The sequence below is a fragment of the Sphingomonas sp. JUb134 genome (assembly GCF_004341505.2).
GTDB lineage: Bacteria > Pseudomonadota > Alphaproteobacteria > Sphingomonadales > Sphingomonadaceae > Sphingomonas.
In genome coordinates this window covers 2,145,190-2,170,741 of sequence record NZ_SLYP02000001.1, presented here as the reverse complement: position 1 = coordinate 2,170,741, position 25,552 = coordinate 2,145,190, and the positions used below count along the sequence as shown (strand labels likewise).

Below are 25,552 nucleotides of genomic sequence, written 5' to 3'. Positions count from 1 at the left end.
GATCCGCCGGCCCCTTTTTGCTGAGGATGCGGTAAACCGCGCCCGCCGCGCTTCGCGGCGTTGGCAGACGGGTCGCCATCCGCAACAAAGGCGCCATGCCACTCCCGATCGATTCGACGCCGTTCAGCGACTCCCTCGTGATCCTGGGGGCCGCCGGGCTCGTGATCCCGGCGTTTGCCCGGTTCCGCGTCAACCCGGTGATCGGCTTCATCCTGGTGGGCGTGCTGGTTGGCCCCGCCGGACTGGGCGCGCTGGTGGACCGGTTTCCGTGGCTGTTCCACGTCACCATCACGGACAGACACTCGATCGACCCCTTTGCCGAATTCGGCATCGTGTTGCTGCTGTTCTCGATCGGACTGGAGCTGTCGTTCCGGCGCCTGTGGGCGATGCGCAGCCAGGTGTTCGGGCTGGGCGCGTCGGAGCTGCTGGTGTCGGGGGCTGCGATCGCCGGCGCGCTGTTCCTGCTCGGCCAGGGGCTTCCGGGCGCGATGGGGCTCGGGCTGGCGCTGGCGTTGTCGTCGACCGCGCTGGTGCTGCCGATGGCGGGCACGACCAGCCTGGTCGGGCGCACCGCCTTTTCGATGCTGTTGTTCGAGGATCTGGCGCTGGTGCCGATCATCTTCGCGCTCGGCGCCCTCGCACCCAATGCGCAGGATGCCGGCTGGGGTGGTCTCGCCAACACGCTGATCTGGGGAACGGTGGCGATCGCCGCGCTGTTCGTGGGCGGGCGGCTTATCCTGCCGCGGTTGTTCGCTCAGGCGGCGCGAACGAAGAGCCCGGAGCTGTTCCTGTCGGCGAGCCTGCTGGTGGTGATCGTGGCCAGCATGGTGACGACCGCCGCGGGCTTGTCGCCGATCGTCGGCGCACTGCTCGCCGGCCTGCTGATCGCCGAGACCGAATATCACACCGAGGTCGAGGTGATCACCGCGCCCTTCAAGGGGCTAGCGCTGGGCGTGTTCCTGATCACGGTCGGCATGAGCCTGGACCTGCGGTCGATCGCCGAGAATTGGCTGTCGCTGGCAGCGGCCGTGGGCGGCGTGGTGCTGGTGAAGGCGCTGATCACCGGCGCGATGCTGCGGGTCGCGCGTCTGCGCCGCGGCGTCGCCGCCGAGACCAGCCTGCTGATGGCCAGCCCGTCGGAGACGACGCTGATCGTGCTGGCGACAGCGGCACAGGCGCATCTGATCCAGCCCTCCACCGCCGCCTTCTGGCAGACGGTGACGGCGATCGGCCTGACGATCACGCCGCTGCTCGCGATGATCGGCAAACGTGCGGCGCGCAAGATCGACCTGGGGAGCGGCGTCGAGGAACCGCAGCCGAGCGCGGAGGGGCCGGGCGCCGTCATCATCGGCTTCGGTCGGGTTGGGCGCATGGTCGCGGACATGCTGCGTGCGCACGACAAGCCGTTCATCGCGGTGGAATCGAATATCGACACGGTGGCAGCGGCGCGGCGGCAGGGATACCCCGTGATCTTCGGCGACGTGGTTCGGCCGGAGCTCGTCGATCGCCTGAACCTCGGACGCGCAACGGCGCTGATCCTGACGATGGACGAGCCCGTGCTGACGGTGCGGATCGCGCGGCGGGTGCGCGGGTGGGTCCCGAACCTCACCATCGTCGCGCGCGCGCGCGATGCGGCGCATGCGGCCGAACTCTATGCGGCGGGGGTGACCGAAGCGGTGCCGGAGACGCTGGAAAGCTCGCTTCAGCTATCGGAGGCGGTGCTGGTCGAGATGGGGGTGGCGATGGGACCCGTGATCGCCTCCATCCACGAGAAGCGCGACGAACTGCGTCGCGAGATCCGCGAGGGCGCCGGGCTGGAGCGCGAGCCCCGCTTGCGGCGCACGCGGCGGAGCGAGGTTGCGGGATAGCTCGGCGGTCTTTGCCGAGCGCAAGGACCCGGCGGTTTTCCGTTATCTTACAGAAACTTAGCAGCCACTCTTATTGCCGTTCCGCTTCAGGAAACCGGCTAAGACGTTGAAGCGGCAACGCGCGTGGCTCTGGGCCCCGGCCTTCGCCGGGGTACGGCTTCGCCCTTAGGAATACAGGGGCGGAGATTGGTCCGCCCCTGCCCGTTCAGGCCGCAACCGGCTCCAGTGCTGCACGGACTGCGGCAACCGCTTCGGCGCCCTTGTCGCCGTCCGGACCGCCGCCCTGGGCCATGTCGGGACGGCCGCCGCCGCCTTGGCCGCCGAGCGCCGCGACCGCTGCCTTGACCAGGTCGACGGCACTGTGGGTGCCGACCAGATCGGCGGTGACGCCGACTGCGACCGAGGCGCGGCCGTCGTTTACCGCGACCAGCGCGACGACGCCGGAGCCGATGCGCTGCTTGGCTTCATCCACTGCGCCGCGCAGCGCCTTTGCCTCAAGGCCGTCGAGCACCTGGCCGACGAAGGCCACGCCGCCGACCGTTTCCGGACCCGCGGGTGCCGCACCGGCACCGCCGCCAAGGGCCAGCGCCTTCTTGGCCTCGGCAAGCTCGCGCTCGAGGCGACGGCGTTCCTCGACCAGCGTCGCGACGCGACCGGGCACCTCGTCCGGGGTTGCCTTGAGCAGGGCAGCGGCTTCGCGCAGCTTTTCGTCGCGGCCGGCGAGCCACTGGCGTGCGGCCTCGCCCGTCAACGCCTCGATGCGGCGGACGCCGCTCGACACGGCGCCCTCGCCGACGATTTTGAACACGCCGATCTCGCCCAGCGCGTTGACGTGCGTGCCGCCGCACAACTCGATCGAATAGGTGCCCTCGGCATCTTCGCCCATCGAGACGACGCGGACCTCGTCGCCGTACTTCTCGCCGAACAGCGCCATCGCGCCCATGGCGATGGCGTCGTCGGGCGTCATCAGGCGCGTCGTGACGGTGCCGTTGCCGCGCACCTGCGCATTCACCTGCGCCTCCACCTCGGCGATGTCGGCGGGGGAGATCGGCGTCGGCTGCGAGAAGTCGAAGCGCAGCCGCTCGGGCGCCACCAGGCTGCCCTTCTGTGCGACGTGGGTGCCGAGCTGCTCGCGCAGAGCCTCGTGCAGCAGATGGGTGGCGGAGTGGTTGGCGCGGATCTGGCCACGACGTGCGGTGTCGATCGCCAGGTGCACGCTGTCGCCGACCGCCAGCGTGCCGGCGTTGATGCGCGTGCGGTGGACGTGGAGCTTGCCGAGCTGCTTGGACGTGTCGAGCACGGTGGCCGACAGGCCCTTGTCGGTGTCGATCGTGCCGCTGTCGCCGACCTGACCGCCGCTTTCCGCATAGAAAGGCGTCTGGTTGGTGACGACGAACACCTCCTCGCCGGCCTCGGCCCGGTCGACGCGAGCGCCGTCGCGGACCAGCGCGATCACTTCGCCCTGCCCTTCGGCGACTGCATAGCCGGTGAATTCGGTTGCGCCGCTTTCCTCGACGATGTCGAACCAGACCTCGTCGGAGGCCTTGGCGCCGGAGCCCTTCCAGGCGGCGCGGGCGGCGCGCTTCTGCTCGGCCATCGCAGTTTCGAAGCCGGCGCGATCGACGCCCAGACCCTGACTTCGCAGCGCATCCTCCGTCAGGTCGTAGGGGAAGCCGAAGGTGTCGTAGAGCTTGAACGCGGTCTCGCCCGCGAGCGTATCGCCCTTTGCCATGCCGGCGGTCGCCTCGTCGAGCAAGCGCAGGCCCTTGTCGAGCGTCTGGCGGAAGCGGGTCTCCTCCTGAAGCAGCGTCGCCTCGATCAGCGGCTGCGCGCGGACGAGGTCCGGATAGGCGGCGCCCATCTCGGCCACCAGCGACGGCACCATCCGGTGCATCAGCGGCTGCTTGGCGCCGAGCAGGTGCGCATGGCGCATCGCGCGGCGCATGATGCGGCGGAGCACATAGCCACGGCCTTCGTTGGCGGGCAGCACGCCGTCCGCGACCAGGAAGCCCGAGGCGCGCAGATGGTCGGCGATGATGCGGTGGCTCGCCTGCATCGGGCCGTCGGTGGCCGCGCCGGTGAGCGCACCCGATTCGTCGATCAGCGCGCGGAAGGTGTCGGTGTCGTAGTTGTCATGAACGCCCTGCAGCACGGCGGCGACGCGCTCCAGGCCCATGCCGGTGTCGATCGACGGGCGCGGCAGCTCGCCGATGATCTCGTTCCCCGCCTGCAGATACTGCATGAAGACGAGGTTCCAGATCTCGACGAAGCGGTCGCCGTCCTCGTCCGGCGATCCCGGCGGGCCACCGGCGATGTGGTCGCCGTGATCGAAGAAGATTTCCGAGCAGGGGCCGCAGGGACCGTCGTCGCCCATCGCCCAGAAATTGTCCTTGGTGGCGATGCGGATGATGCGATCGTCGGAAAGGCCGGCGATCTTCTTCCAGAGCTCGGCCGCCTGGTCGTCGGTGTGGTAGACGGTGACGAGCAGCCGGTCCTTGGCGATCCCCCATTCGCGGGTGATCAGGTTCCAGGCGAGCTCGATCGCGCGATCCTTGAAATAGTCGCCGAACGAGAAGTTGCCGAGCATCTCGAAGAAGGTGTGGTGGCGCGCGGTGTAGCCGACGTTGTCGAGGTCGTTGTGCTTGCCGCCGGCACGCACGCACTTCTGCGACGATGTCGCGGTGCTGTAGGGGCGTGTCTCCAGCCCGGTGAAGACGTTCTTGAACGGCACCATGCCGGCGTTCACGAACATCAGCGTCGGGTCGTTCTGCGGCACCAGCGGCGCAGACGGCACGCGCGCATGCCCCTCCTTCTCGAAATAGTCGAGGAACGAGCGGCGAACATCGTTGGTCGAGATCATGCGCGCTGATTAGAAGCAAGCCGCGACCTTGCCAAGCGATCCGCACGGGCGCCTGTTGCGTTCTTTTGCCAAAGGTTCCTGAGGCTGCGAAAAAAGGGCGGGAGCGTCACCGCGCCGCGGACAATCGGCTTGACCCGGGCGTTGCATTCCCCTTGGTTGCCGGCCTTCTTCCCCGGGGGTTTTTCTGAATGGCCAAGCGGCTTACCGCCTATATTCTCTTCGGTCTGGTCGCGGGCCTTGTCGTCGGCTGGGTGCTGAACGCGTCCCTGGATGATGCGGGCGGCGCCGGCACGGCACAGTTGAAGGACATCGCCGGCTATTTCTCGATCGTGACGGCGCTGTTCCTGCGGCTGATCAAGATGATCATTGCGCCGCTGGTGTTCTCGACCCTGGTGGTGGGCATCACCCACATGGGCGACACGAGCGCGCTCGGCCGGGTCGGCCTGCGTGCGTTCGCATGGTTCGTGGGGGCGAGCCTGTTGTCGCTGACGGTCGGCCTGATCCTGGTGAACCTCTTGCAGCCGGGCGTCGGCCTGGGGCTGCCGATGCCGCCGGCAGATGCTTCCGCCGGGCTGGCGAAGGCGTCGTTCAACCTCAAGGACTTCATCAGCCACATCGTGCCGGCCTCGATGGTCGAGGCGATGGCGACCAACGAGATCCTCCAGATTGTCGTCTTCTCTGTGTTCGTGGGCGTCGCGATGACGGCCGTCGGTGAAAAGGCAGCCCCCCTAACCCGCGCGCTGGAGGCGCTGGTGTCGGTGATGCTGCAGATCACCGACTATGTGATGCGATTCGCACCGATCGCCGTGTTCGCAGCGGTCGCCGGGACGCTTGCCGAGCAGGGCCCGAGCGTGATCGGGCAGCTCGCCTATTTCATGGCCAGCGTCTTTGCGGGCCTCGCCTCGCTGTGGCTGCTGCTGTTCGGCGTCGCCTTCCTGATGATCGGCCCTCGGATCGGCCAGCTGATCCGCTACCTGCGCGAGCCGATCCTGGTCGGCTTCTCCACCGCCTCTTCGGAAGCGGCCTTCCCGCGCACGCTGGAGGCGCTCGACCGGTTTGGCGTGCCGCCGCGCATCGCCAGCTTCGTGCTGCCGCTGGGCTATTCGTTCAATCTCGACGGCTCGATGATGTACATGACGTTCGCGTCGATCTTCATCGCGCAGGCCTATGGCGTGGAGCTGTCGCTGGGGCAGCAGATCACCATGCTGCTGGTGCTGATGGTCACGTCCAAGGGCATCGCCGGCGTACCGCGCGCGAGCCTGGTGGTGATCGCGGCCACGCTGTCGATGTTCAAGATCCCGGAAGCCGGCCTGCTGCTGATCCTGGCGGTCGATCACTTCCTGGACATGGGCCGGACGGCAACCAACGTGATCGGCAATGCGATCGCGGCGACCGTGATCGCTAAGTGGGAGGGCGGCCTGGACGCGCCGGAGCCTGCGGAGATCGAGCCGCCGCAAGCGCCCTCCGGCACGCCGCGCGCCGATGCCCCGGACAGCTTCCGGCACATCGGCTGAGGCCACTCAGGCGTAGGCGTAGGGCCCGCCCTTCGCCAGCGCTGCGCCATAGGCCGGGCGGGCGTGGATGCGCTCCAGCCAGTCGATCGTGGCCGGGCGGGACTCGTCGAGACCCGCCCGGTTGCGCGCCGCCTCCAGCGGAAAGCTCATCATGATGTCGGCGGCGGTGAACTCGTCGCCCGCGAACCAGTCGCGCCGGGAGAGTTCGGCCTCGATGAAATCGAGGTGGACGTCGATCATCGGCTGGATGCGGCGCTGCGCCGCCCTGCCGAACACCGGCACGCGGCCGAGCACCAGCTTCACCAGCAGGGGCGGCATCAGCGACCCTTCCGCATAGTGGAGGAAGTGGCGGTAGCGCAGCGCGGACTCGCGATGCGCGGGCGCGCCGAGCCGGCCATCCGCCTTTTCGACCAGATATTCGACGATCGCCCCGGTTTCCGCGATCACCGCCGGGCTGCCGCCCGCGCCGGCCGCGTCCTGGATCACCGGCGACTTGCCGAGCGGATGGACCCGGCGCAGCTCCGGGGGCGCGAGCATCGTCGCCTTGTCCCGCTCATAGCGTTGCACGGCATAGGGGAGCCCGAGCTCCTCCAGGAGCCAGAGCACGCGCTGCGATCGGCTATTCTCGAGATGGTGAACGGTGATCATCCAGTGCCTCCTGCTGGGCTGCCCAACGCCGGGGGCTGCGGATGGCTGCAAGGCGATTGCGCCGGGGGCCGCCGCGGGGCTAACCGTCGCCGCTTGTCCGACGCGACAATCGTGACGCGTTGCTCCATTCGGAAGAGATCATGGCCTTCGAACAGCTTTCGCTCCTGCCTGCCGATCCGTTGCTGGCGCTGATCGGCGCCTACCGCGACGACCCGCGGCCGTTCAAGCTGGACCTGGGCGTGGGCGTGTTCCGCGACGCTGCGGGCGGCACGCCGGTGATGCGCGCGGTGAAGAAGGCGGAGGAACGGCTGCTCGCGACGCAGGACAGCAAGTCCTACCTGGGGCCGGAGGGCGATGCGGGCTTCGTCGCCGCACTCGCGCCGCTGGTGCTGGGCGATGCCGTCCCAGCCGAGCGGCTTGCGGGCATTCAGACGCCGGGGGGAACCGGCGCGCTGCGGCTGGGCGCGGAGCTGCTCGCCCGTGCGGGCGTCTCGCGCATCTGGATCGCAACGCCGAGCTGGCCGAACCACGCGCCGATCTTTGCCGCGGCGGGGCTGACGCCGGAGGCGTTCGACGCGTTCGACGTGGCGAGCCAGACGCTGGACGGGGCGGCGCTGCTTGCGGCGCTGGACAAGGCTGCGCCCGGCGACGCGGTGCTGCTGCACGGCTGCTGCCATAACCCGACCGGTATCGACCCGGATGCGGCGCTGTGGGCGGAGATCGCCGAGCGGGTGGAAGTGCGCGGGCTCGTGCCGTTCGTGGACCTGGCCTATCAGGGGCTGGGCGACGGCTGGGACGTCGACGCGGCGGGTGCGCGCGCGGTGCTGGCGCGCTGCCGGCACGGGCTGCTTGCCTATTCGTGCGACAAGAACTTCGCGCTCTATCGCGAGCGCACGGGCGCGCTGTGGACGGTGGCGCCGGACGCAGAGGCGAGTGCGATCCTCTATTCCAACCTCTTGGCGCTGGCGCGGGCCAACTGGTCGATGCCGCCGGACCATGGCGCGGCCGTCGCGCGGATCGTGCTGGAGGATGCGGCGCTTACCGCCGAGTGGCGCGCGGAGCTGGATGCGATGCGGGAGCGGCTGGTGACGCTGCGCCAGGGTGTCAGCGCGCTCGGCACGATCGGGAGCATCGACCTGGCGCCGATCGCGCGCGGCAAAGGCATGTTCGCAACCCTGCCCCTCACCCGCAGCCAGGTGGCGTGGCTGCGCGAGCACCATGCGATCTACATGGCGGCGTCCGGGCGCATCAACATCGCCGGGTTCAGTGAGGCGAGCATCGCGCGGTTCGGGGAGGCGCTCAAGGCGCTGGTCGAAGCACAGGTCGGCTAGTCTCGTGCTCCTGCGCAGGCAGGAGCACGGAGGTGGAGAGCGGGCGTCCTGTTGCGAGGATGTTGCCACTGGGCCCCCGCCTTCGCCGGGGTACTCGGTTGCTCGAGGGGCTGGCGCGCGGTGCGGTGTCGTGGAATGGGGCGCGGATGCGCAGCACCGTCGAACCCTTTCATGCCATCGCCATCAGCCAGCTTGCCCACCGGCTCAAGCAGGAGGGGCGGTCGATCATCCACATGGAGTTCGGCCAGCCCTCCACCGGCGCACCGAGCACCGCGATCGCGGCTGCGCACCAGGTGCTCGACAACGATGCGATGGGGTACTGGGAGAGCCCGGCGCTGAAGGCGCGGATCGCCCGGCATTATGGCGAGCGCTATGGCGTAGAGGTCGCGGCGGAACGCATCCTTCTGACCTGCGGCGCGTCGCCGGCCCTGGTGCTGGCGCTCGCCACCGCCTTCGAGCCGGGCGACCGGGTGGCGACGGCGCGGCCGGGCTATGTCGCCTATCGCAACACGCTGCGCGCGCTGCACATGCAGCCGGTCGAGATCGACTGCGGCGAGGAGGTGCGCTTCCAGATGTCGCGCGAGGCACTGGGGGTGCTCGACCCCGCTCCCAAGGGGCTGATCCTGGCGAGCCCCGCCAATCCGACCGGCACGATCATCCCAAGCGATGAACTCGCCGGCATCGCCGAGCTGTGCCGGGCGCGCGGGATCCGCATCCTCTCGGACGAGATCTACCACGGGCTGAGCTATGGCATGGCGGCGGACACGATGCTGCGCCACTCCGAGGACGCGATCATCCTCAACAGCTTCTCGAAATACTTCAGCATGGCCGGATGGCGGCTCGGCTGGATGGTGGCGCCGGCCGACCTGGTCGAGGAAGCGCGCAAGCGGATGGGCAATTTGTTCCTGACGCCGCCGTCGCTGAGCCAGCATGCCGCGCTCGCCGCCTTCGACGCGCCGGAGGAACTGGAGGGGCATGTCGGGACCTATCGCCGCAACCGCGCGCTGCTGCTGGACGCGCTGCCCGAGCTTGGCCTCGGCGAGATCGCGCCACCGGACGGCGCCTTCTACATCTACGCCTCGGTCGCGCACCTGACGGACGACAGCATTGGCTTCTGCAAGCGGATGCTGACGGACACCGGCATCGCGACCGCCCCCGGAGTCGACTTCGATCCGGTGCGAGGCCGCCGGTTCGTGCGCTTCAGCTTCGCCGTGGCGACGCCGCTGGTGGAGGAAGCGATCGAGCGGCTGCGCGCCTGGCTTCCGAACCAGGCGCGCGTCGCCGGCTGATCCGCTCGATCAGCGCTCCGCCGGGCTCGCGAGCTTGGCGGCGGTGATGCGGTTGAAGGTCGCGAGCGAGCACGGCGTTTGCGCGGCGGCGCAGCCCGGAATGGCGATGTAGCGACGGTCCGGCGCGTTGCGCTTGCCAAGCTGGGTGAGGTTGCGGACCTGATCCATCGTCTGCGCCTGCACGAACGCGCGGACGAAGCCGTTGCCGGCCGCGTCGCTCCAGCGTTCAAACCCGATTGCCCCGCCCGGCGCGATGTCGTCCGCCGGATAATCGGCCATCGTCCAGTGAAGGTCGTAGAAGCCGCCCAGCGCCGCCAGGTTGCTGTCATGGCCGAACAGCAGCGTCACCCGCGCATCGCCCTGGTTCAGCGCCATTCCGATCCGGCGCGCGATCGGCGCCGCCACGCGCTCCGCGACATAGGCCGGGCGGGTCTCGTAGCGGAACTTGACCGGGTGGAAGCGCAGCATCGTCTGGATGTCGCGCTTGGACGCACGTCCCCAGCCGACGGAGCGCATCGGCATCCCCTCCAGATACTGGAGCAGGATCGTCTGGCCGGCGGTGGAGGCAAAGCCGAGCGCGCCGTCGAGGTCGGGCTTATCGCCCTGCTCCGCCACCAGCCGGGTCTCACGGCGGCTCGTGCAGGCCGGCTGGTGCTTCGCGGCAGTCGTCCCGCACGCTTCACCCGGGCAGCAGCCGATGACGCGCTCCAGCACGGCGAAGGCATCGGCGTTGCGTGCGACTTCCCCCGCGATGCCCCCCGGCGGCAGCAGCGCCTGGGCGGAGGCCAGTGCCTTTTGGCCGTCGATCTTCATGCTGCCGTCGAGCGGATGGAAGACGGCGTCGTCGTCCTCGTTCACGGGATGGTCGAGCGGAACCGCGCAGCCGGGCTGGAGCGTTTCCAGAAACGCCTTGCCGGTCTTGATCGCGCGAGAAGCGGAACTGGCCCAGGCGACGACCGTGCCCGGGGCAGCGCAGCCGGATGCGGGCAGCAAGCCCTGCTGCGCGAACAGCGCGCGGTCATAGGCGCCGAGGCGACGGATCGCCTCTGCGCCGTGCGGGGTGAGGTCGCCCGCGGCCGTCGACCAGGCCGGCCACGGATCGCGAGTGGTGCCGACCGGCGTCGCCGGGAACTTGGTCGAAGGGCGCACGCCGTGCCGCATCAGCAGCACGACGCGATCGAGCTTGAGCGCGCCCGCAGGCGGTGCGTCCGGCGCGGGTTGGGCCACGGCGGACTGCGCGAGCGCGAGGATCGCGAGCGCAGCGCCTGCCAGATACTGGGTCATTTCCGGTCCCTTCCTGCCGCTCACATCGTGATCTTGAAGCCGAACTTGCCCGTCCAGCCATATTCCTCGTGCTGGGCGATGCGGCGACCGCCGGCATCGGTGCCCGAATAGTAGCGATCGAACGGCTCGGTGCCGATGTTGACGAAGTCGGCAGTGAGCTGGACGCCCGGCGCGACCCGCAGCTTGGCGCCCACGTCGAACAGCAGGCGATGATCGACATAGATGTCGCCGTCGCCATCGGCGGTGACCTCGTCGAGGTAGCGGCCGCGATAGGTGCCGCTGGCCCGCAGCTGGAGCGGACCCTTGTCATAGCCGACGAAGGCGTTCCAGATGTGCTTGGAGCTGCCCGGCAGCGTCAGCTCGCGACCGTAGAGCGTCGCACTGGTATCGACATAGGTATAGTTGCCGCCGACCAGCAGCCCGTCGAGCGGCGACGGCAGGAAGTTCAGCGCTGCCTGGAGGTTGAGCTCGACGCCCGAGACCTTGGCGGTGTCGCCGTTCAAGGGGACGGTTGCCTCGTCGATCACGACGCCGCCGAAGTCGTAGTCGTCGATCCGCGACTGGAAGATGAAGTCCGACACCCGCTTGTGGAACACCGCGACCTCGGCGAGCGCGTTGTCGGCGAAATAATATTCGGCCGATGCGTCGAAGTTCCAGGAGCGATAGGGCTTGAGCTCTGGGTTTCCGAATTCGCCCTCGCCGTCCGTGGCATTGTAGGAGAAACGCGGCGCGAGATCGGAAACGTTGGGGCGCACCAGGCTGCGGGTCACCGCCGCCCGCAGCACCAGCTTCGTGGTGGGCTCGAAGCGCAGGTTCAGGCTGGGCATCCAGTTGGTGTAGCTGCGGTCGAAGGTGACGGGGGTGGCTTCCACCGTGTCCGTATCGATCGCATAGCCGCGCATCTTGTTCTCGGTGTGCTCCATGCGGACGCCACCGACCGCCCGGAGCGCGCCGCTGTCGTAGCGGAGCTGGCCGTAACCAGCGTAGATGTCCTCATCGACGGCATAGCTTGCCGACAGGCTGGAGAGGATGCTGTCGTCGTCGTTCCGGACCAGGCGATCCCGGTTCGCCTGGAACCAGCCGCGCACGGCCAGCGGATCGACGGCGGGGTTCATGTCGACCAGCCCCTTGCTGCCGATCGAGCGCGAGAGGCCGGAGAGCGTCGGGAAGTCGCCATCGGTCAGCTCGTCATAGCTGTTGAAGTCGAGGTCGTACTGCTTGGTGCGGAAACGGCCCTTGAAGCCCGCCTTCACCTGCAGCGTGCCGGAGGCGAGCGGGATGTCGCGGGCGACGTCCAGGCGCGCGGCCCATTCGTCGTCGGTGCTGAGGCCATCCGTCGTCTCGATGGCGCTCATGGGATCGCTTCCGTCCGTGAAGCGGCCCTGGTCGCTCACGCTGTATTCGGGCGTCTGCGTGTCGAGCCCGGACAGCGTCACGCCGAGCTGGCTGGCGCCTGCCTGGAAGCGGCGGTCGAAGATCGTGTCCTGGCGGTTGGGCTCGCTTTCCTCGGAATAGGAATAGCTGCCCGAGTAGTCGATCGTCCAGAGACCCGCCTCGGTCTTGCCGCCGACCGTGCCGGAATAGACGTTCTGGATCTCGGTGCGGTCCTTCATCTCGCGGCGGACGCGGATGCGGTTGTCCGAGCCTGCACCGGAGAGGAAGCTGGCGCTGCCTGCGTCGCCGCTGACCGGCTCACCCCCGAAGGTGAAGCGCAGGCGGCTACGCAGCTCGTCGTCGCGGAAGGAGCTGACGATGCCGCGCGCGTAGAGGGTGGTGCTGGCGGCCGGGCGCCAGTCGAGCGAGAGGGATCCTGCCATGCGCGTGCGCGTCACGTCATAGGCGCGATAGTCGACCTCTTCCGGATAGGCGATGCCGGCATCGCTGCGCGTCCAGTCGGACGCCTCCACGCCATCGGTTCCGAAGCGGCGACGATAGTAGGACGCGCCGCCGGAGATGCCGAAATCGGGGGTGATGCGCTTGGAGAAGTCCACCGAGCCCTTCGGCGAGGCGCGGTCGCGCAGGTCGTTGTAGGACTCTTCGAAGCTGAAGCTCAGCAGGTCCTTCTTGCGATCGAAGGCGCTGGTGGTCTTGACCTCGATCGAGCCGCCGATGGTGTCGGCGTCCATGTCGGGGGTGAGCGTCTTCTTGACCTCGATCGAGCCGACCAGTTCCGAGGGGATGGTGTCGAGCGCCAGCGCGCGGTTCTCGGCCTCGGGAGAGGGGATGCGGGCGCCGTTGATCGAGACGTTGTTGAGCTCGGGCGCAAGGCCGCGGACGACCACGAAGCGGCCCTCGCCCTGATCGTCCTGCACCGAGATGCCGGGAACGCGGCGCAGCGCCTCTGCCACGTTCTGGTCCGGGTTCTGGCCGATGGCGTCGCGCGACAGCACGCTTTCGACGCCGTCGGCGGAGCGCTTCTGCGACAGGGCACTGGCCTGGTTGGCGGCGAGGCCGACGACCAGGATGCTGCCGGCGTCGTCCGCAGCCGCACCGGCGGGCGCGAGAGCAAAATCGGCGACCAGATCGCTGGCGTCCACCACCGTCACGTGACGGGTCTCGTCGGCCGCGCCGATGTAGCGTGCGACGATGGTGTATTCGCCCGGCGCCACGTCCACGAAGCGGAAGCGGCCGTCGCGGTTCGCCTCGACGACGCGGTTGAGCTCGACGATGCGGAGTTCGGCGCCGCTCAGGCTGCGGGTGCCGCTGGCGTCGACGACGGTTCCGGTTACCTCCCGCGCGGCGGCCGGAACGGCGACGCCAAGCGCCAGGGTGGATGCAAGCAGAGCCGTGCGCAACATGGCGCGGGCAGTTCGAGCGTTTCGCACGCGATAGTCCCCCAGGAAGCGGCCGGCGCAGACGTCGCGGCGGCCGCCGGCTCCCTAGGCACGTCGAAAGACAGTCCCGTGGCACGTCGATGACACCGAAATGACAGCCAACGGCATTCGGCGAGCGCGCGGTCAGGCCGCTGTGCCCTGAAACCGTAACGTCGAAGCAACACTCCGACACCAACCGTGCAGGGTGATGTCAGAATCGTATAACGTATTTGACATTTCGTATTCGATTAGTGTTCTCTCCGCCCGAGGGATTTTTCAAAGGGGAGAAACACGATGCGCCACCGCGATTTCCGGCGATATGCGTCGACGATCGCCGTTGCGGCCGCACTTACCGCCGGCGGCCAGGCAGCGGCACAAAGCACCGGGCCGACGATCGAGGACGTAGCCCCTCCCTCCGCGGCGGAGTCGGACAGCGGCTCCATCACCGTCACCGGCACGCGCATCCAGCGCCCCGACCTGACCAGCAACAGCCCGCTCACCGTGGTGGGGGCGCAGGAGATCCGGCTTCAGGGAGCGACCAATGTCGAGAACGTCCTGAACCGGCTGCCCCAGGTGACTGCGGACGCGAACGAGAACGTCTCCAACGGTTCGGACGGCACGGCGCGCGTCAACCTCCGCAACCTCGGCAGCAACCGCAACCTGGTGCTGGTCGACGGTCAGCGCCTGCTGCCGGTGCAGGCGACCGACCTCAACCTCATCCCCTCGCTGCTGGTCGAGCGCGTCGACGTGGTCACGGGCGGCGCTTCGGCCGTCTATGGCTCCGACGCGATCTCGGGCGTGGTCAACTTCATCCTGAAGCGGGACCTGAACGGCGTCCGCGCGGACGTGCAGTATGGCTTCGCCTTCCACGACAACAACAACGATGCCGCCCGCCAGATCGTGCAGGACGCCGGCTACGACCGCGCGAACCGCAACGTGCTGGACGGCCAGCGCCTGGACGTGAACCTGGCGGCGGGCAAGGACTTCGCCGACGGGCGCGGCAACATCACCGCCTATTTCGGCTATCGCAACGTCAAGCCGATCCTGCAGTCCGACCGCGACGTCTCCGCCTGCGCGTTCGACCCGAACGCGGACTCGACCGGTCTGGTGTGCGGCGGATCGTCGAACAACCAATACGGCCTGTTCAACCCGCTGTCGGGCCCGGGCTTCGGCACCACCTATGTCAACACCAAGGACGGCCGGAAGACCTGGGACACCTATGGCCCGGCGTATCGCTACAACACCGCGCCGCTGAACTACTTCCAGCGCTCGGACGAGCGCTACACCGCCGGCGGCTTCGCGCATTTCGAGATCAGCCCGGCGGCCGAGATCTATGCCAGCGGCATGTTCATGGACGACCGCAGCTATTCGCAGGTGGCGCCCTCCGCGCTGTGGCAGGGTGATACCTACACCATCAACTGCGACAACCCGCTGATGAGTGCGCAGCAGGGACAGATCCTGTGCGGTTCGGCCTATGGCACGTCGGAGACGCAGGACCTGTTCATCGGCTATCGCCCGGTCGCCGGCCTCGCGCGTCCGCGTCGCGACGACCTGCGCCACACCGACTATCGCATCACCGGCGGCGTGCGCGGGCAGATCGCAGAGGGCATCCGCTATGACGTGAACGCGCTCTATTCCCGCGTGCTGTTCCGGGAGAACTACCAGAACGACATCGACGCCCGCCGTGCGAACCGCGGGCTGCAGGTGGTGGACGTCAACGGCACCCCCACCTGCACCTCGGTCATCGACGGGACGGACCCGAACTGCGTGCCCCTCGACGTGTTCGCCTATGGCGCGATCTCGCAGGAGGCGTTCGACTATATCTATGTCCCGACCTACACCCGGGGCCTGGACACCGAGCAGGTCTACAGCGGCAACGTCAGCGCCGACCTGACCAGCTATGGCATCACCAGCCCCTGGGCGAGCCAGGGCATCGGCGTGGTGATCGGCGTCGAGCATCGCCGCGAGACCCTGAAGTTCGAGGCCGACGAGGTCGCGCAGTCGAAGGGGACGACGGAGTCGCAGGGCAAGTTCAACGTCAGCGAGATCTACGGCGAAATCGAGGTGCCGGTCCTGCAGGACCTGCCGTTCGCCAAGTCGCTCACGCTGAACGCGGGCTATCGCCTTTCGGACTACAGCAGCCAGGCCAAGAAGATCTCGACCTATAAGTTCGAGGTCGAATATGCGCCGGTCTCCGACATCCGCTTCCGCGGCAGCTACAACCGCGCGATCCGGGCGCCGAACATCAGCGAACTCTATGCGGGCCAGCAGGTCGGCAACGTCTCCGCGCAGGATCCCTGCTCGGGCACGAGGCCCGACGCGACGCTCGAGCAGTGCCTCGCCAGCGGCGTGACGCCGGAGCAGTACGGCAAGATCTTGGAATGCCCGTCCGAGACGTGCAGCGCGCTGGGCGGCGGCAACCCGAACCTGAAGCCGGAAAAGGGCGACACCTTTACCGTCGGTACGGTGCTGACGCCGCGCTTCCTGCCGCGCTTCTCGCTGTCGGTGGACTATTTCAACATCAAGGTGAAGGACTACATCAGCTCGGTCCCGACCTCGCTCGCGATCAGCCAGTGCTTCTCGACCGCGGATCCGTATTTCTGCGGCCTCTTCCATCGCGACCCGCGCACCGGCGTCCTGTTCGGCCGCGAGGGCTATGTCGTCTCCACGAACCTCAACACGGGGTCGCTCAAGACCTCCGGCATCGACGTGGTAGGCAGCTACAGCGTGCCGACGGAAAACGCCGGTACGTTCAACCTGGACCTCACCGGCACCTGGCTGAACGAGCTGGTCAACGAGCCGCTCCCGGGCCTCGGCTCCTATGACTGCAAGGGCCTGTTCGGGCCGACCTGCGGCCAGCCTTCCCCGGAATGGCGCCACCAGGCCCGCCTGACGTGGACCGATGCCGAGAAGATCGGCACCGTGTCGCTCAACTGGCGCTACATCGGCTCCACCAAGCTCAGCACCAACACCGACGATCCGTTCCTGACGAGCGGCGGCTATTCGGAGTTGAACCGCCGCATCAAGGCGTACAGCTACTTCGACCTGGCCGGCACGGTGAAGGTGCAGGAAGGCGTGGTCTTCCGCGCCGGCATCAACAACCTGCTGGACAAGGATCCGCCGGTGCTGGCGCAGGGCAACCTGTACTCGTTCGGCAACGGCAACACCTACCCGGGTGTGTACGACGTCGCCGGGCGGACGCTGTTCATGGGGATCAGCGCCAACTTCTAAGACGCATGCGGCAGGATCTTCGATGGAGAGCCTGCCGCACCAGCAAACGGCAGAGGCGGTCCGCAGCGGATCGCCTCTGCGTGCATGACGTGCATCGCAAAGGAACGACCGTGACCTCAGCCCGCCGCCGCACCGCGCTTCTTGCAACGCTGGCGGTGGCCGCCCTGGCGGCGGTTTCCGCCCATGCCGGGCCCGCTGCGGCCGCCGACCCCGCGCGCCCGGAGTGGGAGCAGCCCGGGGTCTTCCAGATCGGCAAGGAAGCGGCGCACGCGACCTTCCGCGGCTACTCCACGCGGGCGGAAGCACTCGCCGACAAGCCCGAGCAGTCGCGCTATCACCGGTCGCTCGACGGCGAGTGGCAGTTCGCCTTTTCGCCCAATCCCGAGGCGCGGCCCAAGGATTTCTACCGCCCCGACTATGACGTGTCTGGGTGGAAGACGGTGAAGGTGCCCGGCATCCTCCAGGCGCTGGGCTATGGCCAGCCGCTTTTCAGCGGAGCGGGCTATCCGTTCGGGGCGAACCAGCCGTGGGTGCGGCACGACATGAACGAGGTCGGCTCCTATCGCCGCGAGTTCGAGGTCGGCGCCGACTGGGCCGACCGCGACGTGTTCCTGACGATCGGGGCGGCGGGTGCGGCCTATTACGTGTGGGTCAACGGCCAGCGCGTCGGCTACAGCGAGGACTCCAAGCTCCCGTCCGAGTTCAACGTGACGCCGCACCTGCGCCAGGGGCGCAACGTCGTCGCGATCGAACTCTATCGCTATGCCGATGGCAGCTATCTCGAAGACCAGGACTTCTGGCGGCTGAGCGGCATCGAGCGGAGCGTCACGCTGTACGCGGCGCCAAAAACCCGCATCCGCGATTTCGAGGCGCGCGCGGGGCTGACCAACAACTATCGCGACGGATCGCTCGACTTGTCCGTGGAGCTTGCGGGCAAGAAGGCTCCGGCGCGGGTACGGGCGACGGTCCTCGACGGCGAGACGGCGCTGCTGACCCGGGAGGTCGGCGTGACCGGCGCGAACCGGACCGCGCGGGTGCAGGCCACTCTGCCCGGCATCCGCACTTGGTCGGCGGAGCGGCCGGATCTCTACACGCTGGTGGTGGAACTGCTCGACGCCAGGGGCGAAGTGATCGAGGCGACGCGGCAGCGCATCGGCTTTCGCACGATCGAGATCGTCGACAACGAAGTGCGGGTGAACGGCAAGCGGGTGATGATCCGCGGCGTCAATCGCCACGAGCATGATCCCCACACCTTCCGCGTGCTGTCCGAGGAGAGCATGCGCAAGGACATCGAGTTGATGAAGCGCGCCAACGTTAACGCGGTGCGCAACTCACACTATCCCAACGATCCGCGCTGGTATGCGCTCACCGACGAATACGGTCTCTACGTGATGGACGAGGCCAATATCGAGAGCCACACCTATATGGCGATGGGCAATTCCAGCCCCGATCGCTCCAAGCACCAGCTGGGCTTCAAGCCGGAATGGGCAGCCGCCCACCTCGACCGGGTGCAGCGCATGGTGGAGCGCGACAAGAACCACCCCTCGGTCGTCTTCTGGTCGCTCGGCAACGAAGCGGGTATTGGGCCGAATTTCGAGGCGGCGGGGCGCTGGGCCAAGCGGCGCGATCCGAGCCGGCTGCTCAACTATCTCGGCTGGGGCACGCTGATCTGGCGGCACGACCCCAACGCTTACGTCGACGTCTATGCGCCGATGTACGACGACATCGAGAAGATGGTCGACTATGCGACCTCGCCGGAATTCACCCAGCCGATGATCCAGTGCGAATACGGGCATGCGATGGGCAACAGCCTGGGCAATCTTCAGGACTATTGGGACGTGATCCGCGCCCACAAGAAGCTGCAGGGCGGTTTCCTGTGGGACTGGGTCGACCAGTCGATGCTGCGCAAGGACAAGAACGGGCGCGACTATTGGGCGCAGGGGTTCGACTATGGCCCCAGCCCGATCGGCGACGACAGCACGATCGGCGACGGGGTGATCCAGGCGGATCGCACCCCGGACCCGGAGTATTTCGAGGTCGCGAAGGTCTATGCCCCGATCGCATTCGAGGCGGTGGACGCACGCGCCGGCCGCTTCACGCTGGTGAACCGCCACGACCACATCGGGCTGGAGGGCTTCCACTTCGACTGGGAACTGCTGGAGAACGGCGTTGCCGTGGCACGCGGTGACGCGACGGCGCGGGCGACCCCGGCCGGGGCGCGTACGCCGATGGAGATCGGGCTGCCGCCGCGGACCAAGGCGGACGCCGAATATCGCGTGGTGCTGCGCGCCCATGCCGGCGCGGGCACGGTGCCGATGGTGCCGGAAGGCACGGTGATGGCGTGGGAGCAGTTCGCGCTGGAGGGTCCGTCGAGCCCCCTGCCCGCCTTTGCGGGTACGAGCGTGAAGCCGGTGGCGCGCGGGGGCACGCTGCAGTTGGCTGCAGCCGGTGCGGTGCTGGAGGTGGATGCAAAGACTGGCTTGCTCGGGCGCTATGCGGCGAACGGGCGCGAGCTGCTGACGGGTGGTGCGCCGAACTTCTGGCGGGCACCGACCGACAACGATATCGGCACCGGCATTCCCAAGACGCATGCGATGTGGAAGCTGTTCTCCGAGAAGCGGACGCTGACGTCCGCCCGGATCGAGGGGGACGCGATCGCCGTCAGCTACAACATCGGCGCGGGCGCGGTGCGGTTCGAGACGCGCTATCGCATGGCGAAGGACGGCGCGGTGCGGGTGGAGGCGCGCTTCGTGCCGCTGCGCGACGACCTGCCCGATCCGCTTCGCATCGGCCTTGCCTTTGCGACGCCTCCGGCGCTGGACCAGGTGCAATGGTATGGGCGCGGGCCGCAGGAGACCTATTCCGATCGCAAGACCGGTGGACTGATCGCCGTGCATTCCGGCACGCTCGCTGAACAATATCACGACTATATCCGGCCGCAGGAAACCGGCGCCAAGCAGGACGTGCGCTGGGTGGCGCTGTCGGGCAAGGCCGGTGGCGTACGAGCGACCGGCGCGCAGCCACTGTCGGTCAATGCGCTGGCGTTCCCCTATTCCGATCTGGAGATGAAGCCGGTTGGTGAGGCGCACAGCTCGGACATTCGGGTGCATGGCAACGGTACGCTGTTGATCGACGCGGTACAGACGGGCGTCGGCGGCGATACCGGCTGGAACCTCGATGGCCGGCCGCATGTGAAATACCGCATCCCGCTCGAGCCGCGCAGCTTCACGTTCGAGATCCGCCCCGAAGCCTCCGGGAACTGACATGATCCTTTCCAAGCTGCTCGCCGGCGCCGCCCTTGCCGCGCTCGTTGCCATGCCAGTGCCGGCGCTGGCGGGCGCACCCGATCGCGCGGCGTTCGAACGCTCGATCGACCTGCGCCAGGATTGGATGTTCCTAACCCGCGATGTGGCGGGGGAAGCCTCCTGGAGCGAGGACGGGCGCCGCTTCGCCTATCGGAAGACGGTGGAGGGCGGCTTCGCCTTCGTGACCGTGGATGCGCAGACGCTTGCCAAGACGCCGTCGTTCGATGCGGCGCGGCTGGCGGCCGCGCTCGGGCAGGCGACGGGCAGCAAGGTCGACCCGCTGCGACTGCCGTTCGAAAGCTTTGCCTTCGGGGAGGGCGCGACGATCCGCTTCGCGATCGGCTATGAGCCGTGGCAGTGCGACCTGGCCACCTACCGCTGCGGAAAGCAGGAAGCGGAGGATCGCGGCCGACCGCGCGGCTTCGGCGTGGTGCGCGACCTGAGCGTCCCTGCCGACAACTACCCGCGCCGCTCGCCCGATGGGCAGTATGAGGCACTGGTGGTGGACGATAACGTCGTGGTGCGCAGCGCCGACGGTAGCAATGCGGTGGCCCTCAGCACGGACGGGACGCCGGGCGACTTCTACGATCCCGAGACGATCCGCTGGTCGCCGGACTCGCGGCGGCTCGTCGCCTATCGGGTGCGGCCGGGATACCAGCGGCAGGTCACGCGTGTGGCCGCGGCGCCGCCGGACTCGCTCCAGCCGCAGGTGCGGACACAGCTCTACCCCAAGCCCGGCGACGCGGTGGACCAGGAGCGGCCGGTGCTGTTCGACGTCGCGGCGCGGCGGCGGATCGAGGTGCCGGACACGCTGTTCCCCAACCCCTATCAACTCTCCGACGTCGAATGGCGCAAGGACGGCCGCAGCTTTGCGCTCGAGTATCTGCGCCGCGGCCACCAGCAGGCACGCGTGATCTCTATCGATGCCGAGACCGGCGCGGCCCATGCGGCGGTGACGGAGGATGCCAAGACCTTCTTCTACTGGGATCGGCGGTTCAGCCATGACGTCGGCGGGCTTGGCCAGGAGATCCTGTGGACGTCGGAACGGGATGGCTGGAACCACCTCTATGTCATCGACGGCCGCACCGGCCGGGTGAAGAACCAGGTCACGCGCGGCAATTGGGTCGTGCGCGAGGTGGTCCACGTCGACGATGCCACGCGCCAGATCTGGTTCGCGGCGAGCGGCATGCATCCGGGCAAGGACCCGTATTATAAGCACTATTTCCGAGTGGACTTCGACGGCCGCAATCTGGTGGCGCTGACCACCGCCGATGCGACCCACGAGGTGCGGTTCTCGCCCGACATGACGCGCTACGTCGACACCTATTCGCGGGTGGACCTGCCCAACGTCTCCGAGCTGCACGACGCGCGCGACGGTCGGCTGATCGCGACGCTGGAACGTGGCGACATCAGCCGCCTCACCGCCGCCGGCTTCCGCCCGCCCGAGCCGTTCGTTGCCAAGGGCCGCGACGGCAAGACCGACATCTGGGGCCTGATCGTGCGCCCACGCGACTATGATCCCACCAAGCGCTATCCGGTGATCGAGAACATCTACGCCGGGCCGCACGACAGCTTCGTGCCCAAGGCGTTCTGGCCGTTCGGCTATCATTCGGGCGGCGACAAGGTGATCGGCATGCAAGCGCAGGCGGACCTCGGCTTCATCGTGGTGCAGATCGACGGCATGGGCACCGCCAACCGCTCCAAGGCGTTCCACGACGTTGCGTGGAAGAACCTGGCGGACTCCGGCTTTCCCGATCGCATCCTGTGGCACAAGGCGCTGGCGGCGAAGGATCCTTCCTACGACATCAGCCGCGTCGGCATCTACGGCGCCTCGGCCGGGGGCCAGAGCACGTTGAACGCACTGCTGTTCCATCCCGACTTCTACAAGGCGGGGGTCGCCTATGCCGGCTGCTACGACAACCGCATGGACAAGATCAGCTGGAACGAACAGTGGCTCGGCTGGCCGGTGGACGAGAGCTACGCGGCAGCCTCCGGCGCCGACCATGCCGGAAAGCTCCAGGGCGAGCTGCTGATGATCGTCGGCGAGCAGGACAGCAACGTCGATCCAGCTTCGACCATGCAGGTCGCCGACGCGCTGATCCGCGCGGGGAAGGACTTCGAGCTGCTGGTGGTTCCGAACGAGGAGCACAGTGTCGGGCGGTCGACCGGGCCGATCGACTATGTCCAGCGGCGCCAGTTCGACTTCTTCGTGCGGAAGCTGCGCCAAGAGCAGACGCCGAACTGGAACGCGAGCCGTCGCGCCGAGTAATTCGGCAAACGAATTGTGGAATCTTCGTCGCGGGCTCTTCCGTCCAGCTTCGCGCTGGTTACACTCGCGTCATGAACAGGCTCCGCACCCGCTTCGCCTCCGTTGCCGCGCTTGCGCTGGCAATGCCCATGCTGCTCGCCAACGGCTATGACGACGTCGATCCCCGGATCGGCACGGGCGGCGAAGGCCACACTTTTCCCGGCGCGGTGGCGCCGTTCGGGATGGTGCAGCTGAGCCCGGACACCGACACGGGTTGCGAGATCCGCGAGTGCTACGGCCATGCCGCGGGCTATCGCTACGACGATCCGACGATCCAGGGCTTCTCGCAAACGCACTTTTCGGGCGCGGGCCATTCGGACCTGGGCGATTTCCTGGTGATGCCGGCCGCAGGCGATACGGTGCCGCTGGAGCCGGGCGATCCCAAGCAGCCGGGCTCCGGCTATCGCTCGCGGTTCAGCCACGCGGACGAGGTGGCGCAGCCCGGCTATTATGCGGTGACGCTGACCGATCCCGGCGTGCGGGCGGAGATGACGGCGGGGACGCGCGTGGGCGTCCATCGCTATACCTTTGGCGCGGACAAGGCGGCGCACCTGCTGCTCGACCTGCGCAGCTCCCTCTACAATTACCCGGGCAAGATCCTTTGGTCGTCGCTGCGGATGCGGCCGGACGGCACAGTGACGGGCTCCCGCACGACGCGCGGCTGGGCGGCCGGGCGCCAGCTCTATTTCGCGATGCGCTTCTCGGCACCGGTGAAGAGCCATGCCTTTGTCAGCACCGAGAAGGACGTGAAGTACAAGGGCTTCCAGGCACCGGGCCGCGGCAGCGACGCGCTGGCGGAGCGGAGCGGCCAGGCGCTGGTCGGGCGGCTCGACTTCGGCAACCTGGATGCACCGCTCGAGGTGAAGGTCGCGATCTCGTCGGTGGACGAGGCGGGTGCGATCGCCAACCTCGACAGCGAGAGCGGCGGGTTCGATGCGGTGCGCAGCGCCACGCGCGGGGCGTGGGAGAAGGCGCTGTCGGCAGTCGAGATCGACGCCCCTGCCCCGATGCGCCGCAACCTCTATACCGCGCTCTATCACACGCTGATTGCCCCGTCGGTCGCGGGCGACGTCGACGGGCGCTATCGCGGGCCGGACAATGCGGTGCACCGGGCGGACGGCTTCACCTTCCGCTCGACCTTCTCGCTGTGGGACACGTTCCGGGCCGAGCATCCGCTGCTGACCCTGGTCGCGCCGGAGCAGGCCAACAGCGACATGGTGCGCTCGCTGATCGCCAGCCGGAAGGCGAGCCCGGACGGTATCCTGCCGGTGTGGCAGTTCCACGGGCGCGAGACCTGGACGATGATTGGCTATCACGCGGTGCCGGTGATCGCGGATGCGTACATGAAGGGCATCGGCGGCTTCGATGCGAACGAGGCGCTGGACGCGATGGTCGCGAGCGCGACCTATGCGCCCTATGGCGGCCTAGGCGACTACCAGAAGCTCGGCTATGTCGCGATCGACCGCGAGCCGGAGGCGGCGTCCAAGACGGTCGAATACGCCTACGACGACTGGACCATCGCGCGAATGGCCGAGAAGCTGGGTCGCACGGACGTGGCAAAGCGCTTCTATGCGCGCGCCGGCAACTGGCGGAACAGCTTCGATCCGAAGACCGGCTTCGTCCGCGCGCGCAAGAGCGACGGCGCGTTCCGCACGCCCTTCGATCCCACCGCGATCAACTATGGGTCCGACTATACCGAAGGCAACGCCTGGCAGTACAGCTGGTTCGTACCGCAGGACCAGGCGGCGCTGTTCCGCGCCCTTGGCGGCGATGCCAAGACGGTCGCCAAGCTCGATGCGATGTTCGAGTATGACAACTCCAAGCTCGACTACAGCCATGCCGAGGACATCGCCGGACTGATCGGCCAGTACATTCACGGCAACGAGCCGAGCCATCACGTCGCCTATCTCTACGCCCATGCCGGCCAGCCGTGGCGGACGCAGGCGCGGCTGAAGCAGATCGTCGATAGCCAGTACAAGCCGACGCCGGACGGCCTGTCAGGCAACGACGACCTGGGGCAGATGTCGGCATGGCTGATGTTCACCGGCCTCGGCTTCTATCCCGTGACGCCCGGCAGCCTGGAATATGTGATCGGGCGACCGTTCGTGGACCGCGCCGCGCTCAACCTGCCGAACGGCAAGCGCTTCACCGTCGTCACGAAGGGGCTGAGCAATGCCAACCTCTACGTCGGCAACGTGCTGCTGAACGGGAAGCCGCTGCCGCGTACCTATCTGCGCCACGACGAGATCATGGCCGGCGGCGAGCTCCGCTTCGTGATGCAGGCGACGCCGAACCGCAGCTGGGGCAAGGCGGCAAGCGCCCGGCCCTATTCGATGAGCACGGCGAAGCGCTGATGGGCATGCTGGAAGTCTGCATCGACGAACGCGCAGGCATCGAGGCCGCCGTCGCGGGCGGAGCCGATCGCATCGAGCTGTGTGCGGCGTTGTCGGTCGGTGGGCTGACCCCGCCCGCCTCGCTGGTCCGGCTGGCGGCGGAGGCACCCATCCCCGTGCACCTGCTGGCCCGCCCGCGCGACGGCGACTTCTGCTACACCGCGGCGGAAGCGGCGCTGATCGCGGAGGACATCAGCCTTGCCGCGCAGGCGGGCCTGGCGGGCGTGGTGATCGGCGCAAGCGCGCCGGACCGGCGGCTCGACATCCCCTTGCTCGTCGAGCTGGTGGCGCACGCACGCGCAGCCGGCGAAGCACGCGGCCAGCGGCTTTCGCTGACGCTGCATCGCGCCTTTGACCTCTGCCCGGACCTCCCCGCCGCATTGGAGTCAGCGGTGGAACTCGGGTTCGATCGCATCCTCACCTCGGGTGGGGAGCCGCGCGCCGTCGACGCGTTGCCGATGCTGGCCGAACTTCATCGCCAGGCGGACGGCCGCGTCGGCATCCTGCCGGGCAGCGGCATCGATGCGGCGTGCGCGCCGGCGATCCTGGCAACGGGGGTCCGCGAGCTCCACGCCTCCTGCCGCAGCCCAGGCAAGGATGCCGGGGAGATCGAGCGCCGCTTCGGGTTCCAGACGGGGCCACGGCTGCGGACCGACCCGGAGCGGGTACGCCGTCTCAAGGAGATTTTCTCTCCGCTACGATAGGACC

General features: G+C 68.1%; 13 protein-coding genes. 9 read left to right on the top strand and 4 right to left on the bottom strand.

Annotation, left to right across the window (positions count from 1 at the left end; translation table 11 throughout):
* Nucleotides 1-95 precede the first annotated feature (95 nt).
* The gene (locus tag EDF69_RS10005; protein WP_132883757.1) at nucleotides 96-1,868 is read left to right on the top strand and encodes a cation:proton antiporter domain-containing protein; all 1,773 of its coding nucleotides are present in this window, start codon (nucleotides 96-98) and stop codon (nucleotides 1,866-1,868) included.
* 205 nt (nucleotides 1,869-2,073) lie between these two features.
* Here the strand turns inward: EDF69_RS10005 and alaS are convergent, their stop codons facing one another.
* The gene (alaS, locus tag EDF69_RS10000) at nucleotides 2,074-4,728 is read right to left on the bottom strand and encodes an alanine--tRNA ligase (protein WP_132883756.1); all 2,655 of its coding nucleotides are present in this window, start codon (nucleotides 4,726-4,728) and stop codon (nucleotides 2,074-2,076) included.
* Nucleotides 4,729-4,916: 188 nt separating this feature from the next.
* On the opposite strand from alaS, the gene EDF69_RS09995 reads away from it, so the two are divergent.
* Complete coding sequence (locus tag EDF69_RS09995; protein WP_132883755.1) at nucleotides 4,917-6,242, top strand: dicarboxylate/amino acid:cation symporter; 1,326 nt, start codon at nucleotides 4,917-4,919, stop codon at nucleotides 6,240-6,242.
* Between the two features lie 6 nt (nucleotides 6,243-6,248).
* Here EDF69_RS09995 and EDF69_RS09990 read toward each other — a convergent pair whose 3' ends face one another.
* Nucleotides 6,249-6,890: a glutathione S-transferase family protein gene (locus EDF69_RS09990; protein WP_132883754.1), complete on the bottom strand. Its 642-nt coding sequence runs from the start codon at nucleotides 6,888-6,890 to the stop codon at nucleotides 6,249-6,251.
* 140 nt (nucleotides 6,891-7,030) lie between these two features.
* Between EDF69_RS09990 and EDF69_RS09985 the strand changes: the two genes are divergently transcribed.
* Together EDF69_RS09985 and EDF69_RS09980 are read left to right on the top strand one after the other, a co-directional pair.
* Nucleotides 7,031-8,221: an amino acid aminotransferase gene (locus tag EDF69_RS09985; RefSeq protein ID WP_132883753.1), complete on the top strand. Its 1,191-nt coding sequence runs from the start codon at nucleotides 7,031-7,033 to the stop codon at nucleotides 8,219-8,221.
* A gap of 146 nt (nucleotides 8,222-8,367) precedes the next feature.
* Nucleotides 8,368-9,510 carry an aminotransferase class I/II-fold pyridoxal phosphate-dependent enzyme gene (locus tag EDF69_RS09980; protein ID WP_132883752.1) on the top strand — a complete coding sequence of 381 codons (1,143 nt, stop codon included), beginning with the start codon at nucleotides 8,368-8,370 and terminating at the stop codon, nucleotides 9,508-9,510.
* Nucleotides 9,511-9,519: 9 nt separating this feature from the next.
* Here EDF69_RS09980 and EDF69_RS09975 read toward each other — a convergent pair whose 3' ends face one another.
* Nucleotides 9,520-10,794, bottom strand: coding sequence for a histidine-type phosphatase (locus EDF69_RS09975; protein ID WP_132883751.1), 1,275 nt, complete (start codon nucleotides 10,792-10,794; stop codon nucleotides 9,520-9,522).
* Between the two features lie 20 nt (nucleotides 10,795-10,814).
* On the bottom strand, nucleotides 10,815-13,592 hold the full coding sequence (locus tag EDF69_RS09970; RefSeq protein ID WP_132883750.1) for a TonB-dependent receptor: 2,778 nt from the start codon (nucleotides 13,590-13,592) through the stop codon (nucleotides 10,815-10,817).
* Between the two features lie 309 nt (nucleotides 13,593-13,901).
* Here EDF69_RS09970 and EDF69_RS09965 point away from each other — a divergent pair, with 309 nt between their 5' ends.
* The 5 genes from EDF69_RS09965 to EDF69_RS09945 all read left to right on the top strand — a co-directional run bounded on the left by EDF69_RS09965 (nucleotide 13,902) and on the right by EDF69_RS09945 (nucleotide 25,548).
* On the top strand, nucleotides 13,902-16,838 hold the full coding sequence (locus tag EDF69_RS09965) for a TonB-dependent receptor domain-containing protein (protein ID WP_132883749.1): 2,937 nt from the start codon (nucleotides 13,902-13,904) through the stop codon (nucleotides 16,836-16,838).
* 110 nt (nucleotides 16,839-16,948) lie between these two features.
* Nucleotides 16,949-20,101, top strand: a complete 3,153-nt coding sequence (locus tag EDF69_RS09960) for a glycoside hydrolase family 2 TIM barrel-domain containing protein (protein ID WP_339538198.1) — start codon at nucleotides 16,949-16,951, stop codon at nucleotides 20,099-20,101.
* A gap of 1 nt (nucleotide 20,102) precedes the next feature.
* A complete protein-coding gene (locus tag EDF69_RS09955) occupies nucleotides 20,103-22,412 on the top strand; it encodes a S9 family peptidase (protein ID WP_132883747.1) in 2,310 nt (769 codons plus the stop codon).
* Nucleotides 22,413-22,483: 71 nt separating this feature from the next.
* Nucleotides 22,484-24,805, top strand: coding sequence for a GH92 family glycosyl hydrolase (locus tag EDF69_RS09950; protein WP_132883746.1), 2,322 nt, complete (start codon nucleotides 22,484-22,486; stop codon nucleotides 24,803-24,805).
* The gene (locus tag EDF69_RS09945) at nucleotides 24,805-25,548 is read left to right on the top strand and encodes a copper homeostasis protein CutC (RefSeq protein WP_239555418.1); all 744 of its coding nucleotides are present in this window, start codon (nucleotides 24,805-24,807) and stop codon (nucleotides 25,546-25,548) included. The genes EDF69_RS09950 and EDF69_RS09945 overlap by 1 nt, the downstream gene beginning before the upstream one ends.
* Nucleotides 25,549-25,552 lie beyond the last annotated feature (4 nt).

Excerpts from the sequence above, each read along its gene's own strand:
- EDF69_RS10005 (WP_132883757.1), top strand. The coding sequence starts at position 96 with ATGCCACTCCCGATCGATTCGACGCCGTTCAGCGACTCCCTCGTGATC.
- alaS (WP_132883756.1), bottom strand. The coding sequence starts at position 4,728 with ATGATCTCGACCAACGATGTTCGCCGCTCGTTCCTCGACTATTTCGAG.
- EDF69_RS09995 (WP_132883755.1), top strand. The coding sequence starts at position 4,917 with ATGGCCAAGCGGCTTACCGCCTATATTCTCTTCGGTCTGGTCGCGGGC.
- EDF69_RS09990 (WP_132883754.1), bottom strand. The coding sequence starts at position 6,890 with ATGATCACCGTTCACCATCTCGAGAATAGCCGATCGCAGCGCGTGCTC.
- EDF69_RS09985 (WP_132883753.1), top strand. The coding sequence starts at position 7,031 with ATGGCCTTCGAACAGCTTTCGCTCCTGCCTGCCGATCCGTTGCTGGCG.
- EDF69_RS09980 (WP_132883752.1), top strand. The coding sequence starts at position 8,368 with ATGCGCAGCACCGTCGAACCCTTTCATGCCATCGCCATCAGCCAGCTT.
- EDF69_RS09975 (WP_132883751.1), bottom strand. The coding sequence starts at position 10,794 with ATGACCCAGTATCTGGCAGGCGCTGCGCTCGCGATCCTCGCGCTCGCG.
- EDF69_RS09970 (WP_132883750.1), bottom strand. The coding sequence starts at position 13,592 with ATGTTGCGCACGGCTCTGCTTGCATCCACCCTGGCGCTTGGCGTCGCC.
- EDF69_RS09965 (WP_132883749.1), top strand. The coding sequence starts at position 13,902 with ATGCGCCACCGCGATTTCCGGCGATATGCGTCGACGATCGCCGTTGCG.
- EDF69_RS09955 (WP_132883747.1), top strand. The coding sequence starts at position 20,103 with ATGATCCTTTCCAAGCTGCTCGCCGGCGCCGCCCTTGCCGCGCTCGTT.
- EDF69_RS09950 (WP_132883746.1), top strand. The coding sequence starts at position 22,484 with ATGAACAGGCTCCGCACCCGCTTCGCCTCCGTTGCCGCGCTTGCGCTG.
- EDF69_RS09945 (WP_239555418.1), top strand. The coding sequence starts at position 24,805 with ATGGGCATGCTGGAAGTCTGCATCGACGAACGCGCAGGCATCGAGGCC.